General features: G+C 38.8%; 21 protein-coding genes. 2 read left to right on the plus strand and 19 right to left on the minus strand.

Annotated elements, in window-relative coordinates:
• Positions 1-579: 579 nt before the first annotated feature.
• From I1A59_RS02305 to I1A59_RS02320, 4 genes are all read right to left on the minus strand, one after another.
• Entirely contained in the window at positions 580-774 is a 195-nt protein-coding gene (locus tag I1A59_RS02305) for a TmhB bacteriocin enhancer peptide (RefSeq protein WP_196091204.1), read from the minus strand.
• A gap of 22 nt (positions 775-796) precedes the next feature.
• Positions 797-1,045, minus strand: a complete 249-nt coding sequence (locus I1A59_RS02310; protein ID WP_196091205.1) for a Blp family class II bacteriocin — start codon at positions 1,043-1,045, stop codon at positions 797-799.
• 108 nt (positions 1,046-1,153) lie between these two features.
• On the minus strand, positions 1,154-1,312 hold the full coding sequence (locus tag I1A59_RS02315; RefSeq protein WP_196091206.1) for a hypothetical protein: 159 nt from the start codon (positions 1,310-1,312) through the stop codon (positions 1,154-1,156).
• Between the two features lie 45 nt (positions 1,313-1,357).
• Positions 1,358-1,516 (minus strand): hypothetical protein, encoded by a 159-nt coding sequence (locus I1A59_RS02320; RefSeq protein WP_196091207.1) that lies wholly within the window; start codon positions 1,514-1,516, stop codon positions 1,358-1,360.
• A 287-nt stretch (positions 1,517-1,803) separates the two neighbouring features.
• On the opposite strand from I1A59_RS02320, the gene I1A59_RS02325 reads away from it, so the two are divergent.
• Positions 1,804-3,954: a peptide cleavage/export ABC transporter gene (locus I1A59_RS02325; protein WP_196091208.1), complete on the plus strand. Its 2,151-nt coding sequence runs from the start codon at positions 1,804-1,806 to the stop codon at positions 3,952-3,954.
• 37 nt (positions 3,955-3,991) lie between these two features.
• On the plus strand, positions 3,992-4,135 hold the full coding sequence (locus tag I1A59_RS02330) for a hypothetical protein (RefSeq protein ID WP_196091209.1): 144 nt from the start codon (positions 3,992-3,994) through the stop codon (positions 4,133-4,135).
• A gap of 40 nt (positions 4,136-4,175) precedes the next feature.
• Here the strand turns inward: I1A59_RS02330 and I1A59_RS02335 are convergent, their stop codons facing one another.
• From I1A59_RS02335 to pfkA, 15 genes are all read right to left on the minus strand, one after another.
• Entirely contained in the window at positions 4,176-5,516 is a 1,341-nt protein-coding gene (locus I1A59_RS02335) for a GHKL domain-containing protein (RefSeq protein WP_196091210.1), read from the minus strand.
• A 12-nt stretch (positions 5,517-5,528) separates the two neighbouring features.
• The gene (locus I1A59_RS02340) at positions 5,529-6,266 is read right to left on the minus strand and encodes a response regulator transcription factor (protein ID WP_196091211.1); all 738 of its coding nucleotides are present in this window, start codon (positions 6,264-6,266) and stop codon (positions 5,529-5,531) included.
• A 308-nt stretch (positions 6,267-6,574) separates the two neighbouring features.
• Positions 6,575-6,964 (minus strand): hypothetical protein, encoded by a 390-nt coding sequence (locus I1A59_RS02345; protein WP_196091212.1) that lies wholly within the window; start codon positions 6,962-6,964, stop codon positions 6,575-6,577.
• 917 nt (positions 6,965-7,881) lie between these two features.
• Complete coding sequence (locus I1A59_RS02350) at positions 7,882-8,088, minus strand: bacteriocin BlpN (RefSeq protein WP_196091213.1); 207 nt, start codon at positions 8,086-8,088, stop codon at positions 7,882-7,884.
• A gap of 1 nt (position 8,089) precedes the next feature.
• Entirely contained in the window at positions 8,090-8,344 is a 255-nt protein-coding gene (locus tag I1A59_RS02355; RefSeq protein ID WP_196091214.1) for a bacteriocin, read from the minus strand.
• A 159-nt stretch (positions 8,345-8,503) separates the two neighbouring features.
• Positions 8,504-9,343, minus strand: a complete 840-nt coding sequence (locus tag I1A59_RS02360; protein ID WP_196091215.1) for an amino acid ABC transporter substrate-binding protein — start codon at positions 9,341-9,343, stop codon at positions 8,504-8,506.
• Between the two features lie 11 nt (positions 9,344-9,354).
• Positions 9,355-9,984: an amino acid ABC transporter ATP-binding protein gene (locus I1A59_RS02365; RefSeq protein ID WP_196091216.1), complete on the minus strand. Its 630-nt coding sequence runs from the start codon at positions 9,982-9,984 to the stop codon at positions 9,355-9,357.
• A gap of 9 nt (positions 9,985-9,993) precedes the next feature.
• Positions 9,994-10,635: an amino acid ABC transporter permease gene (locus I1A59_RS02370; protein ID WP_196091217.1), complete on the minus strand. Its 642-nt coding sequence runs from the start codon at positions 10,633-10,635 to the stop codon at positions 9,994-9,996.
• A gap of 3 nt (positions 10,636-10,638) precedes the next feature.
• Positions 10,639-11,199 carry a signal peptidase I gene (lepB, locus tag I1A59_RS02375; protein ID WP_196091218.1) on the minus strand — a complete coding sequence of 187 codons (561 nt, stop codon included), beginning with the start codon at positions 11,197-11,199 and terminating at the stop codon, positions 10,639-10,641.
• Positions 11,200-11,347: 148 nt separating this feature from the next.
• Complete coding sequence (locus I1A59_RS02380; protein ID WP_196091219.1) at positions 11,348-13,840, minus strand: bifunctional 2',3'-cyclic-nucleotide 2'-phosphodiesterase/3'-nucleotidase; 2,493 nt, start codon at positions 13,838-13,840, stop codon at positions 11,348-11,350.
• Between the two features lie 210 nt (positions 13,841-14,050).
• Positions 14,051-14,371 carry a putative heavy metal-binding protein gene (locus I1A59_RS02385; RefSeq protein ID WP_196091220.1) on the minus strand — a complete coding sequence of 107 codons (321 nt, stop codon included), beginning with the start codon at positions 14,369-14,371 and terminating at the stop codon, positions 14,051-14,053.
• A 23-nt stretch (positions 14,372-14,394) separates the two neighbouring features.
• Positions 14,395-15,003, minus strand: a complete 609-nt coding sequence (locus I1A59_RS02390; RefSeq protein WP_196091221.1) for a GNAT family N-acetyltransferase — start codon at positions 15,001-15,003, stop codon at positions 14,395-14,397.
• 5 nt (positions 15,004-15,008) lie between these two features.
• Positions 15,009-15,173, minus strand: coding sequence for a hypothetical protein (locus tag I1A59_RS02395; RefSeq protein ID WP_196091222.1), 165 nt, complete (start codon positions 15,171-15,173; stop codon positions 15,009-15,011).
• A gap of 284 nt (positions 15,174-15,457) precedes the next feature.
• Positions 15,458-16,960: a pyruvate kinase gene (gene pyk, locus I1A59_RS02400; RefSeq protein WP_196091223.1), complete on the minus strand. Its 1,503-nt coding sequence runs from the start codon at positions 16,958-16,960 to the stop codon at positions 15,458-15,460.
• Positions 16,961-17,000: 40 nt separating this feature from the next.
• Positions 17,001-18,023, minus strand: a complete 1,023-nt coding sequence (pfkA, locus tag I1A59_RS02405) for a 6-phosphofructokinase (protein WP_196091224.1) — start codon at positions 18,021-18,023, stop codon at positions 17,001-17,003.
• Positions 18,024-18,073: the final 50 nt, after the last annotated feature.

The following is an 18,073-nucleotide window of genomic DNA, read 5'->3' on the forward strand; positions in this document are numbered from 1 at the left end:
ATTTACCCTCTTTTTTCTAGTTAGTTTCTGAAAGATACTAACTAGAAAAAGGAGGCCAGGCAACCACGGGGCGCCTAGAACGCACAAAATTCTATCAAAAACTGTCCAAGATATTGACTGAAATCCATTCCATCACCTACTCCTACAATCAAATTCAATCCTGCAATAATAAAGATAAACAAACAAGCTCTATAGTTTTTGTTACGAAAACGCTTAAATGCAATGCTTAAAACTAGGTAGACTACATAGAGAACCAGTAAGCAAGATTGTATATCACCTCTACTCATAAGCTCTCCTTCCTTCTTTTTTAGTATCTTGAACGATTTGGATCATATGCAATTAATCCATCAACTTTAGCCATTATAATGAACTGAAAAGAGTTCAAGTCTTAAAATACTAATTTGAATACGTTCCACTAAAAATATAATTTCTCACCCAAAAATCCAATCAACAATAATTGATGATAATAGAGACAGAAGGGGAATCAGCCCAGCAATAACTAGTTTATGCTCTTTTTTCTTCATACCATACAATATTATCAGCAAGCTGGGCAAGATTAGTATTAAGAAAAGCAGATTTTTATAGTCCACCTATAATCACCTTTCCTCCACCCACAACACAGCCAACTCCAGCTGCAAGACCTCCTGAAAATGCGCCACCAATGATTGCACCTCCAACACAGTGTCCCAGAACAGAGCCCCAGTTAATGTCACCTCCCTTTACATCGGATAAAGTAATATCTGACAAAGGCTTAAAGGCTTTATAAATATTCATAAAAACTATCCCTTTCAATTAACTAATTTCCTAGTATTCCTCCCATACATGCAAAACCACCAGCAATCGCTCCTACATGAGCACCCACAAATGCACCTGGAATAGCACCAATACCCCCTGCAGGAGCACCCCATAAGGCACCACTACCTGCACCAGACAGAACAAATCCTCCCATATCTCTCAGGCAATCATTACCAGAATATCCCCCAGTAACAGCTGCAATATCATATATGCTCATAATTTTAAATTGATTTTGAATTGAGTTATCCATATAATAACCCCTCCTATTTCTTTTAAAATATTCCATTGGCATGGTCAACAGAAGTTATACTCCTTAGATTACACGTAAATGATCCTAAATTTCTTTTTCTAGTATATATTAATGGTTGAAAAGACCGAAAACTAACCCACTACCGAAACGAATTCCAAGATCAATTACTCCACCGCTTATCCTTCCAACACCTCCTGCAACTCTCAGAAGTCCCTCTTCAGAAATTTCTACAGAATTACTATTTTTAATAACTTCAAATTCAATCATAGTGCTAACCTCATTTCCACATAATCAGTTTTACTTAGTATAATTTCAAAACCAACTTGCAATCGCCTCGCCAGTCAAACGCCCTACATAAAACATTCCCTCCATAAGTCCAGGTAGTAATATCAATACAAAAATGCCTTCAGTTATGGATTTCACCTTAATATTGTTAGCTCCATTTTTAACCTCAAAAATAATTTTATCCATGTATAGACACCTCGCAATCCTTAATTTTTCCCTGTTGCAACCTGACACCATAACTATATCATTTTTTTAAATTGGACTTTCTCCATTTCCTGAACAGTCATTGAAACTTCCTGAACGGTAAAAATATCTCGTTATTCTCTTCAAAACTCTTTTTTAACTTCAGAAATGACCGTTCAGGAAGTTTGAGCTACCGTTTAGGAAATTATCCTAAATCGAACGCTTTTTATGTTATCTTATATCTATAACAAATCGAGGAATTTTAGCCATAATTTAAGGGAGTGATTTGCTTGAAACAATTTCACAAAACTTTTGTAGCTCAAATAGACGCTAGAGATTGCGGTGTTGCTGTTTTAGCTTCAATTGCAAAATTCTATGATTCCGACTACTCTATCGCTCATCTAAGAGATCTAGCTAAAACAAATAAAGATGGAACTACAGCACTCGGAATTGTTACTGCTGCAGAAACCATAGGTTTCGAGACACAAGCTGTAAAAGCAGATATGAGTTTGTTCGATTTAGAAGATACCCCCTATCCTTTCATAGCTCATGTCGTAAAAAATGGAACCCTTCTTCATTACTATGTGATTTACGGGATTAGTAACGGAGATATTATAATCGGTGATCCGGATCCGACTGTCAAGATTACCAAAAAATCAAAGTCCGACTTTGCAAAAGAATGGACTGGAGTCTCTATCTTCTTAAAACCAGGCACAAACTATCAGCCTCACAAGGATGAAAAAAAGGGACTTCAGCAATTACTCCCTCTTATCTATAAACAAAAAAGAATCGTGTTCGGGGCTATCTTAACCAGTATTCTAGTAACCATGATTAATATTGGCGGTTCTTACTACCTGCAATTCATACTAGATCAACTTATTCCGCAGCAAAATATCTCAACTCTTAGCATGATTACAATCGGACTCTCACTATCCTACTTATTACAACAAATATTCCTTTTTTCACGGGAATACCTACTGACCCACTTAAATCAAAAACTAAGTAGAGATATCATTCTAAATTACATCCGGCATGTTTTAAAGCTCCCAATGTCCTTTTTTGAAACGAGACAGTCAGGTGACATTATTTCTCGATTTACAGATGCAAACTCAATTATTGATGCATTAGCCTCCTCAGTGATGTCCCTCTTTTTAGATGTTACAATGCTATTCTTAATTGGTGGAGCTCTTATTTATCAAAATCTGCAACTGTTTCTGATTTCCATGCTTGCTATCCCAATTTATACCATCATCATTGTTTTCTTTGTAAAGCCCTTTGAGAAAATGAATTTAGAAGTGATGCAAAGCAACTCTGAAGTCAGTTCAAGTATTATCGAAAGTTTAACAGGGATTGAAACGATAAAAGCATTAACCAATGAAGAGGGGCGACTCAAAAAAATTGAAACTGACTTTGAAACCTATTTAAGTAAATCATTACGATTGAGTAAATTCTCTATAACACAGGATGTTTTAAAACAAGGAACACAATTATTATTTAGTGTCCTTATTCTTTGGGTAGGAGCTCAATTTGTGATTGATTCCAAAATTACCATAGGTCAACTCATTACTTTTAATACTTTATTAGGGTACTTTACGTCACCTTTAGAAAACGTCATTCGATTACAAACAAAACTACAAACAGCTCAAGTCGCCAATAATCGATTGAACGAAGTTTATCAAGTAAAACCTGAGTTCACGTCATATCCATCTTATATCCCTGGTTCACTTAATGGAAATATTAAAATTGAAAACTTATCTTTCAGATATGGTTTCGGCGCTGATACCTTAACCGATATTCATTTAGAAATCCAAAGAGGAGATAAGATAAGCTTAGTTGGAGTTAGTGGTTCTGGAAAAACAACACTTGCCAAAATGTTAGTTGGTTTTTTTACCCCCTATAACGGAAACATCTACATGAACGAGCATCCGTTAAATCAAATAGATAAGAAAATTCTACGCCAGCATATTCACTATGTTCCGCAGCAAGCTTTTCTATTTAACGGAACCATTTTGGATAATTTACTTTCAGGTATCGAAACAGATGTAAATGAAACAGAGATCATTGATGCTTGTAAGTTGGCTGAAATCCATCAGGATATTTTGAAAATGCCAATGGCTTATCAAACAGAATTGACCGATCATAGTGGATTATCCGGAGGCCAAAAACAAAGAATTGCGATTGCCAGAGCATTATTAACCAAAGCTCCTGTACTCATTCTCGATGAAGCAACAAATGGACTGGATATCTTAACAGAGAAAAAAGTTCTGGATAATCTTTTATCGTTACAAGATAAAACGATCATTTTCGTAGCTCATCGACTCACAGTTTCAGAGAGAACACCAAAAATTGTTGTCTTAGAAAATGGAAAGATTGTCGAGTCTGGATCTCATTGGAACTTAATGCAGCTTAAGGGCTACTATTATGAGTTATTCAATAAGTAATCCGAATTAAAATAATAATTTTCGAGGAGGACACAAAATGTCAAACTTAGTTTCAAATCCAAAAATTCAAAATTTAAAAAAATCAGAATTAAAATTAATTAATGGCGGAGACTGGCCTTCTTCATTCTATAATTTATTTAAATCACAAGGAAAGAGATACACTCTCGGTAAACAAAAATAAAAACTAGAAGCTCAGTTCAAGCTGGGCTTCTAGTTTTTATTTAAAAGATATTTAAAATTTGGGTAAATCGATAGTCTTTGCTCTGGGTTTCGATTGCTACATTTGGATATTTTTCAATCATTTTAAGAAGGTTGTAAAGACCGATACCTCTTTCTTCACCTTTTGTCGAATAGCCAAAATCAAAAATTGATTTCAAATCTTTCGCTTCTTCTTCAATTGAATTTTCAACAATCAAAACATGACTATTTTCTTTTTCAAAAAAGGCAATGGAGATTTCTGATACAGACTCATCAATGGCATTGTCAACCAAGACTGAAACTGCTGTAATCAAATCTACCAATTTCATCCTCTTAGGTTGAATCGGAGCTGGAATTTCCAAATGCATCTCCAATCCCTTATCACTCGCCTCTGAAAATTTTGCAGCAAGCAGACTTTTAAGAGCAGGCTCCTGAATATTGACCAAACGTCCAAAATCAAAATGAGAATCTCGCATCCGTTCCTCAGTATCCTTTAAAACCGAATGATAGACCTCCTCAATCTGATCAAGATCCCCAGCCTCTATCCCCATTTTTAGGGTAGTCAGAAGATTTGTGTAATCATGTCGGAACCCTCTAACTTCACGATACAACTCCTCCATATGAAGGCTGTAGTTTTCTAAATTTCGTTGATGTAAATCCTGTTGAAAACTCAGTTCTGCTTGTAGTTTTACTTTTAAATGCGAATCTAATTGTTTGATCATCCCCATAAAGAGAATGAGATAGATAATGATGATTAACTTTCTCAGTTCAAAGGTATTAAAAATTTTTTCATACTGAAGATAAGATAAACTTTGCATTATTAGAAAGTATAATCCCATAGCCCAGTTTAAAAAAACTATGATTATTCTGTCATCAGATTCTAGCTTTCTTTCATTTAAAATTCGAAAATCATAATCTAACCACTGAATAAACAATATGACTATTAATGCAGATAAGACCTGTATCAGAGTAAAGATTAAATCATCTCCTATTACACCATCGGCAATTCCAAAAAAGGGAAGTATGAAGAATGCGACAGACCTATAAAAAATATTATGAAGGGTAACGGGTAATAAACCATAAAAAATGATAAGATTTTTTTGACTATTTCGAAATAAATAATAAGAGAACAATAAATAGAACAAGGGTTCATCAATGAATAAAAAATACCCAGATAAACTGTCGATAAGGAGAGACAAGATTAGCATCACCATAAGCTTTAAAAAAAATCCCCTCAAAACCAACTGTAATGTAGGCTTAATTTTATTGATTTTTAACATCATGTATACAGAAAGCACATGAGGAAACATCATTAAAATCAAAGATAAACTAACTGTAATCAAGTGTCCTGAAATATTAGTCAACAGCACCCCTCCTCATTCTTCTTTCTCCACCTTAGCCAAAGTCTCCTTCATCTTCGTTCTTGCAATAAAACAAGTCAAATTGTTAGGAAAATGAGCTATCCTTTCCTTTTTGTCTATTTTTACTACATTCTTAGGATTTAGAGCATAGGACCGATGGCATTTATGTAGTCGAGGTTCCTGTTTCAATACTTCATTCATGCTAGTGAAAAACTCGATTCTCTCCGTTTTTGTGTAGAGAACGACATGATGAGAAATTGAAGAAGTTTCCAAAAAATAAACATCCTCAAAAGGAATTTGGAATTGTTGATATTTGGACTTAAAATTAAAAGCAGTATCTGCAACAGTTTGCCGATCTTGTTTGTGAGCATAGAGCACTGCAGCTTCAACACGCGCTTCAAAATCTCCCTTATCTAAGGATTTGTCAATATAATCCAAGGCAGATAACTGATATCGAAACGTCAGGGGCATAAACTCCGAATGCGTTGTTACAAAAACAATCAGCGCTTGAGAATCCTGTTGACGAATTTTATTCGCAACATCCATTCCTTTTAAAGGATCTCCTTTAATTTCGATATCTAAGAAAAAAAGTTGGTGACTCCCTTTTTCCCGAATAGCTTGTAGAAGCAAATCTGTCTTAGAATATACCTCTAGCCGTTTAACTGGTAAAGCATGTTTTTCCTGCAATTGATAAAGGAGATTTTCCATCCGCCCTTGTTGTTGGTAATCATCTTCTAAGATAAAAATATTCATATGGGAAGACCTCCTCTAATCATAATTTTTATATCAGACAAATAATATCATAATAATCTCGTTTTCACAAACAACCTTGTTACATCTCAAAAACCTCTGGATTGAGATACATCCAGAGGTTTTCCTAACCTAATTTATGAATTTTTGTCAATTAATCTTGTTTTTCCAGGATAAAGGGAGTTATCAAATAGTGTACACAAACAACAAATCACAAAGCCTATGATAAAACATTTAAATTCCATTCCCTAGGTCTCCTTCAAATCTTTTTTACTCCAAAAATCTCGACCACTTTAAACAAGTTTAAGTAATCACCATTTGCCTAAAAGTTTTTTTCGCTTAAAAGTGGGGCTAAGGGAAAAAATAGAGCCGATTGTATAGACCATGATGAGTAGACTTAAAAATATAAATCGAAGTTCGATAGACATCGTCTTCATTTGTATGATAAGAAGAAAAACAATTAAAACCGGAATAACAATAGTATATTTAATATAATTCATTAAATTCTGAAATACCTGTTTTAAAGGAAGAACAACACTTGAAGTTCTACTTACCATAATCATAGCTAATAGTTGATATGAAAAATTAAGTAAAGCTAAAAGAGCAATCTTAGTAAGTGAAAAACCAACTGAAATCCCCAGTAGATATAGTAAAAGCATGGAAATGCATTCGATGATTGAAAACCGAATAATATTTTTCATAATATCTCCTTTTAGTCTAATTCAATAACACATTAACTAGCCTCTAATCAATATACTATATATTGAAGGATTCTCAGATTTATTTTCGTTCTTACCGTAGTTGAATTAAGTCTATTTGATTTTTTGGAATCCAATGCGTATAGAATTAACGTCTGCTATCTCGGAATCGATCTTTTAAAAATTGATATTTAGAACAGAGTTTTACATATACATAAATATTCAAATATACGATAAAGATAAAAAGAGATATACTTCCAAAAATTTTAGCCAGAATTTCATTAACTGAAATCAATGCATTAGAAATACTTAGAACGAGAAGAGCTGTCGGAACCACAGAATTCCCGATTTCTAGGAATTTAGCAAGATAATGAAAAATTCTTTAACGAAAGCCATCCCGGCTAGATTTGTTAGATTCCCTCCATCAAAAGAAATGGATAGGTTAGAATTGAATTGGTGTGAATAATTTGATAACCTTGTCAGGTGGTTTCCTGCTTTCTTTTTGTTTGAACACTTATATGATTGATAGCTGGGAAACTCAATTTTATCTAGATTAAAACTTCACCCAATGGGTGAAAAAAACAAACCGAGCAGAGCCTTTATTTAATAAATGTCTTGCTCGGTTTTTATCCTTAGCTATGAATAATTTAGGTTAAAAGCATCGGAACTCACTTCGCTTATCTACAACTAGCTATTAAACATTTCACTAATGCTTCTGTTTGAAAAGGAATATTAAAAAGAACACATAACTAAGGATGAGAAATATTTTTTGGGAATTACTAATATATAGTAATAAAAACACATTTATCGTGGATAACTCAGATATATCTAATTTGTATTGACTTTTATACCATCGATAAAATAAAAGTCCTTGACAATAAAAGATTAGTGCTGAAAGAAAATAAACTTCAAACATCATTTTAAGAACTAGCAGTGTATGCAAGATATCCACATATTCCTGCTCCACCAACTCCTCCTATGACTCCACCCCAGAAACCACCTACACTTGCCCCCAGTTTAATACCAGGTTTAATACAGCCCATACCTGCAACAACTGCTGCACCAGCTGCATTTCCTCCATATATAGTTATTAAGTCACAATTTTCGATTTTTATAAGTTTTACCATCTTAGAATCCTCCTGTCGCTCCTGTTACACCAGCCCACAAGCTGACACCAAATTTGGCTCCAATATATCCACATGCCGGCCCCCAAACTGCACCTACACCTGTAGCAGAACAAGCAGCTACGCCTAGTCCCCATCCTGTAATTGCTGCACCTCCACCTTCCAATACATTAGTCTGCCAATTATTCACTCCTCCATAAATTTGACTCAAATTCACTTGGTTGATCTTAGTATAGTTACTTACATTTTGTGCCATCATGATCTTTCTCCTTCTTTAATTTTTTATCCGTTGCAACTTGACACTATTAGTATACCGTATAAACCTCCCACTCCTCCCCCATTTCCCAAACGGTCATTGAAACGTCCTGAATGGTCAAAAAAGAGGGTTTTCACCCTCTCACTATTATTCTTTTATTTCTCATTTCTTAGCGGTTTCTTTTAGCTGCTTGCTGGCGACGTCGTCTCCAAACCATTTATCAGATATTTCTTGGAATTGGCCGTTTTGATAGAGTTGGACCATTCCTTGGTTGAGGTGTTCTTGGAGGGTTTTATCGGTTTTGCGGATGCCAACTGCGAAGGCTTCTTCTGGGAATCCGACGGGGAAGACGTTGTAGACTTCGAGGACTCCTTTTTGGGTTAGGTAGTAGTTGGCGTAGACGCGGTCGATCAAGAGGCCGTCGATGCGGTCGTTCTCCAAGTCAATCAAGGCTTCGTTGAAGCTCTGATATTGGGTTGCTCGGTTGTTTTTGACATACTGCTTGAGCAGGTCTGGAAATTCCTCAAATTTGAGGTAGCCAGAGGAACCTGCTTGGGCTCCGAGGACTTTGTCCTTCATGGCTTCGGGTGTCTGGATACCGGATGCTTTTTTGGTCACCAGTACTTGTTCGTTGGCCATGTAAGGGAGGCTGAAGTTTACTTTTTCTGCCCGTTCTTCGGTTTGGGTGTAGCCGTTCCAGATAAGGTCAATGGTACCGTTGTTGAGTTCGGTTTCTTTCATGTCCCAGTCAATGGGTTGCCAATTGACTTTAAGGCCTTGGTTTTCAAATATACGGTTGGCCAGGTCAATATCAAAACCGACATTGTCTCCATTTTTCTCTTGGAAGCCCATGGGTACGAAGGTGTTATCAAAGCCGATGGTCAGCTCTCCTCGTTCCTTGTAGGTTTCCCAGGCATCTGTTTTAGGGTCGGTCACCCGGCTACTACAAGCCGTCAAAAGCAGTAAGGGAAGTAGGATTAGGAATCCGATGATACGTTTCATTGGCGAACCTCCTATTGGGGAATCACTTCGAGAATTTCGTCTGCAATGTTTTGAGCAAATTGCATATCGTGAGTGACGACAATTTGAGTCATTCCCATTTCCCGGTTTTGGATGAGCAGTTTTTCAACTTCTAGACGGAGTCCTGGGTCCAGGGCACTAGTTGGTTCATCGTAACCGATGATTTCAGGCTCAATCATCATGGCACGCGCCAAGGCCACCCGTTGTTTTTGTCCACCAGAGAGGGCATGTGGATAGTGGTCTGCGTGTTCTTCCAGACCAAGGCGCTCAAGAAGTTGCCGAGCTTTTTGCTCGGCCTGAGCTGGATCCATGTTCATGGTTTTTACCGGAGACAGGGTCAAGTTGGTGAGGACGGTCATGTGTGGGAAAAGTTGGAAGTCCTGGAATACAAAGCCCAAGAGGTTCATACTCGCCAGCTCACTGGCTGAGATTTCCTTCCCATTGTAGAGCACCTGTCCGCTATCAATAGTTTCTAGTCCTGCCAACATCCGCAAGAGGGTGGTTTTACCTCCTCCTGACTGACCTACGATGGCTAGGATTTTCTTCTCCGGTACATTCAAGTTAAAATCTTTGAGGATTTGCCGCTCCCCGAAACGTTTATTAATATTTTTTAATTCTAGCATGCAGCCTCCTTAGCGATCATAGGCATATTTTTGTTCAACTTTTCGAGAAACAAGGGTCACCACCCCAATCATAATGAGGTAAATGGCTCCAGCAACGAACATTGGGGCCAAGCTGGCATCGCGATTGGCTGCGGTGCGGCTGACCAAGATAAGGTCCGTAACGCCCAAGGCATAAACCAAAGAGGTATCCTTGACCAAGGCCATAATCTCATTGAAAACACTTGGCAGAACAATCTTGGTTACTTGGGGAAGAATGATGTACTGGATTGTCTGAAGGGGGCTGAACTTAAGAACCTTGGCAGCTTCATATTGCCCTTGAGGAATGGAATCAATTCCCCCACGGAAAATCTCTGCAAAATAAGCTGCGTAGTTGAGGGTGAAGGCGATAATCGCTGCTGGCATGCGGTCAATTCGAATGCCGATACTTGGTAAAATATAGTAAACAAAGATCAATTGCAACAGCAAAGGGGTTCCCCGCATCACCCAAATGTAAATGGATAGCAACCAACGGAGGGGCTTGGAATCCACTTGCATGATAAAGGCCACTAAAATCCCTAAGGGAATGGACAAAATCAAGACTAAACTAAAAACTTGCAGGGTGACAGTTGCACCCTGCAACAAACTAGGTAAAATTTCTAAAACGTATGCCATTTATTACTCCACATCTATAAAACCGAAACGCCCCAAGGGGGTCAAACGAAAGCTAATCACGCCTTTAATTTGTTCTTTTTGAATCAGGCCAAATTCACGACTGTCATCATGGTTGAGGCGATTGTCATTTAAAATTAAAAACTCCTCTTGCCCAATAACATCTTGATTGGACTGGGTCAAGGACTCAATGGTGAAATCTTCTGTAAATAGATTTCCAGTGTTACTCGTTTTTCCTTGATAGGTGTTTTTCATACTACGAATATAGGGCTCATCCTTGACCTCATGGTTGATATATAGAACATCATCCATATAGACTGCTCTTTCACCATCTTGAGCGATGACACGTCCAACATATTCTTTTTGATCAACTTCGTATAAGACGATACTTTCATTGGGGATTTCATTTTGGTTAAACGCCAATACATAATCAGCTGCTTCCAAACCCTTCTGGACATCTTTTTCACTCACGTGATGGGGGGTAAACCAAAATAGACGAAGGAGTACAAAGACCACCGCCATTAAACAGACAATAAAAATATTCCGAAATAAATCTCTTCTGACCATGTCTTCTCCTTTTTACTTTCGCCTATTATATCACGAAAGAAGGGAGAAAAAAAGGAGGTCTTTTCAGAAACCTCCTCTTTTTTCAGGAAATAAGCACTTTCTTATTCGGAATTAACGAACTTTTATTGTCAATTACCCAATAATTTCCTCATTTTTGTTTGCGTTTCCCAAATCCTGCTGGCAGTAAAGCAAGGAGCCCCAAACCGAAGCTCATCCAGATAGAGTCTTTGGTGCCAGTATTTGGAAGAGTCGCTTCCGAAGACGGACTTTGAGCTGCAAGCAAGTTTGATTCTTGAACTTTTGAAGCCCAGCTTGGTTGATTAGCTAGAACTTGAGATTCTTGACTATCTAGACTCCTATTGGGTTTTGTTGGAGTCAGTGGTTGAACCGAAGTTGCAGGCTGATTAGGGCTAGCCGGATTAGTTGGTTGACTAGGCTGTTCTGGTTTTGTGGGGTGTTCCGGTTGAACCGGTTGCTCTGGTTCCGCAAGCGGTCTGTATTGGTAGCGGAATTCACCAAATCCTTCGACTGTCTCTGAAATTCCCACAAAAGAAATGGCCGGATTGCTCGCTAAATGTTCTTTAGCTTTCAAGGAAGTCAAGAAACGAAGATCTAAATCCTTAATGGTATCCGCAAAGCTCCAGTTATGATTTGGACGAGCATCAATCGTTTTTTCAGACACAATGTAATCAATCAAAGCTTGACGATTTTGCAAGTTGAGCAGGCGGCTTTCTTGGGCATCTTTCACTCCTGGGAAAGGACCGCTTGCTCGGTAGTTATTGGTAACAACCATGAAGATTTGGTCATCTATCACTTCTTTTCCTTGGTAGCGAAGGTTGCGAACCCGGCTAGCAGTTGGATTGACCAATTCCGCACCAATAGAATATTTATTGGGTTGGGTAATATCCAATTCGTAAGTAACACCGTCAATTACATCAAAGTTATAGGTTCTAAAGGAGGTGTTAATCATATTTTGTGGTTCTTTTTTTGTCGGATCAACTTGATTAAATTGACCAGCCGCCATTTCCAACCACTCCTTCAGCTGAGCACCATTAATTTTAAGCAAGGCCACAACATTGTCATAAACATATAGATCCGCCACGTTTTTAATGGCTAAAGGCCCTGCCTTAATATCGGTATAGGAGTTAGGATCGTTACGTGCCCCAGCTTTAAAAGGTGCCGCTGCTGAAAGCAAGGGCAGGTTAGCCTCTTCTGTCCCCGCAAGAACCAGTTTGGCATACCAGAGCTGGGCCTGATTCACAATTTGAACAGAAGGATCATCCTGAACGAGGGAGAAGTAAGAATGGATAGGACTTGGAGTTTGTCCAACTTCTTGACGGACATAGCGAATGGTGGCTTCGTGTACTTCTTTGGCCAAATTCAAGACCCGTTCGTCTGCCTTGCTAGATTTGGTATCAATTTTACGAAGGACTGACCCAGACTCCTCAACCCGCCAAGCACCATTGGTGTAGTGCAATTTCAAGTCCATGATTCCCAAGTGATCCCCGTATTTACCCGCCATGGTTACTGGGATCCCATTGATTTTACCATTGGTATCATCTACACCCTTAATTTTTGAGTAGAACCCTGTCCCAGTTCCAGATGGGAAATTAGCGTGTGAATGCCCGGTCGCAACGGCATCCACTCCAGGAATACCTGCAAGTTGGTAGCCAATGTTCTCTTCCCCAACAAGATAGGTATCATCTCCGATACCAGAGTGAGACATGACCACAACCACATCCGCCCCAGCCTTCCGCATTTGTGGAACCAGATCAGTTACAGCTTGAACAGCATCCAGAGCAATCACTTTTCCTTCTAAGTGAGCACGATCCCAGTTCATGATTTGAGGTGGCACAATTCCTGTAAGGCCCACATGAACTGTTACCAACTGTCCTTCAGAATCTTTGAAAGTTTTAGGAACAATCACATAAGGGGTAAAGAGATGCTCCTTGGTTTGAGCGTCCAACACATTGGCATTCAAAAGCGGAACTTTGGAAGAGGCTACCACCCGACGTAGGTAGTCAAGTCCATAGTTAAATTCATGGTTCCCCAAAGCGGCTCCATCATAATTCAATTCCTTAAAGGCCGCAAACATGGGATGTTCTTCACCTTCTTTAACCGGATCCACAACAGCCTTGTAGGTTCCAAGAGGTGTTCCTTGTATCGTATCCCCACTATCAACGATAACTACATTGGAATTTTCTGCAATCGCTTCTTCCATCAAAACAGCTGTCTTAGCCAAGCCAAGTGTCTCAACCTGCATATCTTGGTAGTAATCATAGTTCACCAAGTTAGTATGAAGGTCGGTCGTTGCTAGAATTCGCATATCCACTCGTTGACCTTCGACAGGTGGTTTGACTGGTTCTTCCTGAACAGGATTGGACAAGACTGTAGCCTCAGGGGCTTTCTCCTCAATTGCCAATCCACCATTATCCTGCCCTTGAGCTGCTTCCGCAGGGGCTTGCAAGAGTGGATCGGGAGTCACAGGCATCTCCGCTTGCGGTAAGGCTGGATTAGCCATTTCTTGCCCTACTGTAGATTGGGGATTCGTTGCTTGATCCGCTTGAACCTCTTCCGCAACTGCCACTGCTGCTGCCAGGCTTAACAGCATCGCAGACTTTTTCAAATATGAATGAACCATGATAACCTCCTAAAACTGTTCGATTCTTGAATATTATAAACAATATAGCGTCACAATTCAAGAATTTACCAGTAATCTCCGAACATTTTAGACAATCACTTCTCAAACGTTCCTTTTATATATGTTGTTGTTTATTACAGTTTGGAAATCAAAAAGTCTACAATCTAGTATTTTTTACACACTTGATTGTAGACTTTTGTTTCAGTTCCATTAATGAGTAACAACGGCTGTTCCTGAACAAGTTACCATCATCATTCCATTGTCGGCACCCAGGATTTCATAATCCATTTTCATACCGATGATGGCATTGGCACCAATTTGCGCTGCTCGTTCTTTCATTTCCTCAATAGCCTCTTCCCGGGCAGACTTGAGCTCATCTTCATACCCTTTAGAACGACCACCGAAGACATTTCGCAATCCTGCACCAATATCTTTAAACATATTGACACCTGTAATCACTTCCCCAAAGACGATTCCTTTGTATTCCTGAACCGTTTTTCCTTCAATAGCATTGGTTGTTGTAACGATCATCGTTTTCTCCTTTATTAATGACGTTAGTGAGGAACTTCACTAATTTCCCGAATAAAAACACATAAACCATTTTCTGACTGAAAATTTGAAATTTCTCTAAAGCCAAAATCTTGATAAAAATTACGTAAAACAGTGATGTTCTCACATTCTAGCCACACATATTTTGCTTTTATTAGTCTTGAAGCAGCTAAAACATAATCATAGGCTAATGCCAGTAACTCTCGACCTTTTAGCACATATTGTGCTCTTTCAGTTTCTCTAGAATAATTTTTACCTATTTGCCCAATTAGATAGCTATTAATTGGGAATTTCTCTCCGATTAGACGACCATATTTGCTAAATCGTTTTCTCTGAGTCCTACTTAAACTTTCAAAATCCACCCTACTTATTGTTAGAGGTTTATTCGCGAGTGAAAAATAACCTAATAAAATGCTGGACTCCTTTTCAAAAACTAAATAGGTTGATGCCGTCGCAGTTTTTTGAAAGATGATAGCTTTTCGATGCAAAAACTCTTCAACTTCATGTGTTTGATCTGCAATATGGATACTTTTAAAAGTATTCAAAATTTCCTGAATAGTCTCACCCCTAAGATTTTCCAAAAGATCTTCTAATGAAACAATTCTAATTCCCAATATAGCTAACCTTTCTTAAACATCTCTTTTATCGTTTTAGGATTCGTAACTACTTCAACATTTGTTGGACCTTGAAATTTTATATCTGATTTTGCAGAGAGTGCTGTTAATAAGCTATCTGCCGAATCTCGAGTAAAAATTAAATCAGTTGTAAAACTCTTTGTAGCCATTAAAACTCCCCTTCAATCTTATAATTAACATTATTATCCCAAAGTATTTTATTTCTTTCAAGTATAAACCTTATACTAAGGAATAAAATTTCCTCAATCCAAAATAAATTGTAGACTTAAAAGCACTAAAATTTTGTAAGTCAAAACCTTAGATGATTATTTTTAAAGTTCAAATATTTAAAGGAAATACTTTGGAATTACTATCTAGACAGCACGTTCAAAAAAATCCCTTAGACCTAGGTTTATAACCTATTTCCAAGGGATTTAGAAAATTTAAATCGATATTAACGTACAGTACGGATACGCATGGTGTTAGTTCCACCTGTTCCGACTGGAACACCTGCAACGATGATGATATTGTCGCCTGATTCAACAAGACCTGTTGAAAGGGCAACTTTTTCAGCAATTTCAAACATATCGTCTGTAGAAGCTGGTTTTTCAGTAACCACTGGGATAACACCCCAGTTCAAAGTCAAGGAACGTTGTGTCAACTCATCAAAAGTAACAGCCAAGATGTCAGCATCTGGACGGTATTTAGAAATCAAACGAGCTGTGTTACCTGATTCAGTAAGAGCAACAACCAATTTGATGTCCATTGAGTTGGTTGCATCTTTAACGGCTGAAGCCACAACTTCAGTCTTAGAAGTACGGCTGAAATTTACAGTTGACAAACGACCATACTCGTTCAAGAGAGTTTGAGCGTTTTTATCAATTGTTGCCATAGCTGTTACAGACTCAAGTGGGTATTTACCGTTTGCAGACTCACCTGAAAGCATTGTTGCGTCAGTACCATCGATAACCGCGTTGAAGACGTCAGATACTTCTGAACGAGTTGCACGTGGTTTTTCAGTCATGGTTTCCAACATGTTTGTAGCAGTGATAACCACTTTACCAGCAGCGTTCACTTTAGTGATGATCATTTTTTGGTAAACTGGAACCATTTCGAATGGTACTTCGATACCCATGTCACCACGAGCGATCATGATACCGTCTGCTGCTTCGATGATTTCATCAAGGTTATCGATACCTTGTTGGTTTTCGATTTTAGCAAACAACTTCACATGGCTGTTTCCAGTTTCTTCACAGATTGCGCGAACTTCGTTCACGTCTTTAGCTGTACGAACGAAAGAAATAGCGATGAAGTTAATTCCTTGTTCAAGACCAAAACGGATGTCTGCGTTATCACGGTCTGCTAGGGCAGGGAAAGGAATCTTGGTATTAGGGATGTTTACACCTTTTTGTTTAGCGATGATACCATCGTTTTCAACTTCAACTTCAAATTCACGAGTAGCGTCATCTTTACCAACAACGCGAAGTCCCAATTTACCATCATCAACCAAGACTTGGCGACCAACTTCAACGTCATCGTAAATGTCCAAACCACCAGCAACGTTCAAGGCAATCACTTCACGAGTAGATTGGATTCCTTGTTTTGTTGCAACACGGATTTTTTCACCTGTTACGTATGAATATTCTTTAGCATCGCCTTCGAACAATTCAGTACGAATTTCAGGACCTTTGGTATCCAAAAGGAAACCAACACGTTGGCCAGCGATTTCTTCGGCACGTTTAACAGTTGCCATACGCTCACCTTGCTCTTGGTGGTCACCGTGTGAGAAGTTGAAACGGAAAGTGTTTGCTCCAGCTTCGATCAATTTCGCAATGTTTTGTGCAGATGCTTCAACGTCAAGTTTTTCACCCCAGTAGCCATCTTCACCAAAACGTTTTCCACCACGGATTTCAACCGCTGGTCCTAAGGTTGCAACAATTTTAACACGTTTGTTCATTTTATCTGTGAACTCCTTTTTATTTTATAAAGCTAATATCTTAGAAAGTCGCCAAATGACGGTTCAATTCTGCCAACTCAAGGTCAGCTTTGTGTGGATTATTAACAATGATTTTTCCATCTGCAGCAAGACTGAAGAGGGCTCCTTCTTCTGCAGTCCCAAGGATTGGACTTTCAACCATTTGTTCATTGCGGATACCAACCGCAAGCCCACCACGGCCTTCTTTCAGAAGTTTCACCGCGTGTGCTCCCATACGAGAAGCTAAGACACGGTCACGCGCAGTTGGAGCACCACCCCGTTGAATGTGTCCCAATTCAGTCACACGAAGGTCGCGAAGGTCTTTCTCATCAGCTGCTTCACGCAATTTAGCACCAAACTCATCCGCTGACATCACACCTTCAGCAAGGATGATGATGTTGTGCTTCTTACCACTTTCGTAGCTTTCTTTGATCGTTGCTGCGACAGTCTTCATATCAAAATCTTCTTCTGGAATAACGATGTTGTCCGCACCAGAAGCGATACCAGCCCAAAGCGCGATATCTCCGGCATTACGCCCCATAACCTCAACAACAAAGGTACGACGGTGACTTGCTGAAGTATCACGGATTTTATCAATCGCATCCATGGCAGTTGTAACAGCGGTGTCAAATCCAATGGTGAAGTCTGTGCCAACGATATCGTTATCGATTGTTCCAGGTACACCAACAGCTGGGAAGCCATGTTCTGTCAAACGCATGGCACCGTGATAGGAACCGTCACCACCGATAACAACAACTCCTTCAATTCCATGAGCTTTCAATTGCTCAATTCCTTTTAGTTGCCCTTCAACCTGAGCAAATTCTGGGTAACGAGCTGATCCTAGGAAGGTACCACCACGACCAACAATGTTTCCTACAGAAGCTGCATCCAATTCGATGAATTTTCCAGCAACCATTCCAGCATAACCTTCCTGGATACCGTAAACTTCCATTCCTTCAGAGATTGCTTGACGAACCACTGCACGAATAGCAGCATTCATACCAGGGGCGTCACCACCACTGGTCAAAACAGCAATACGTTTCATTCTGCTTGAGCTCCTTCTCATATATTTACATTCGTAAGCATTATAGCACA

This window comes from Streptococcus sp. NLN76 (assembly GCF_015686645.1).
GTDB lineage: Bacteria > Bacillota > Bacilli > Lactobacillales > Streptococcaceae > Streptococcus.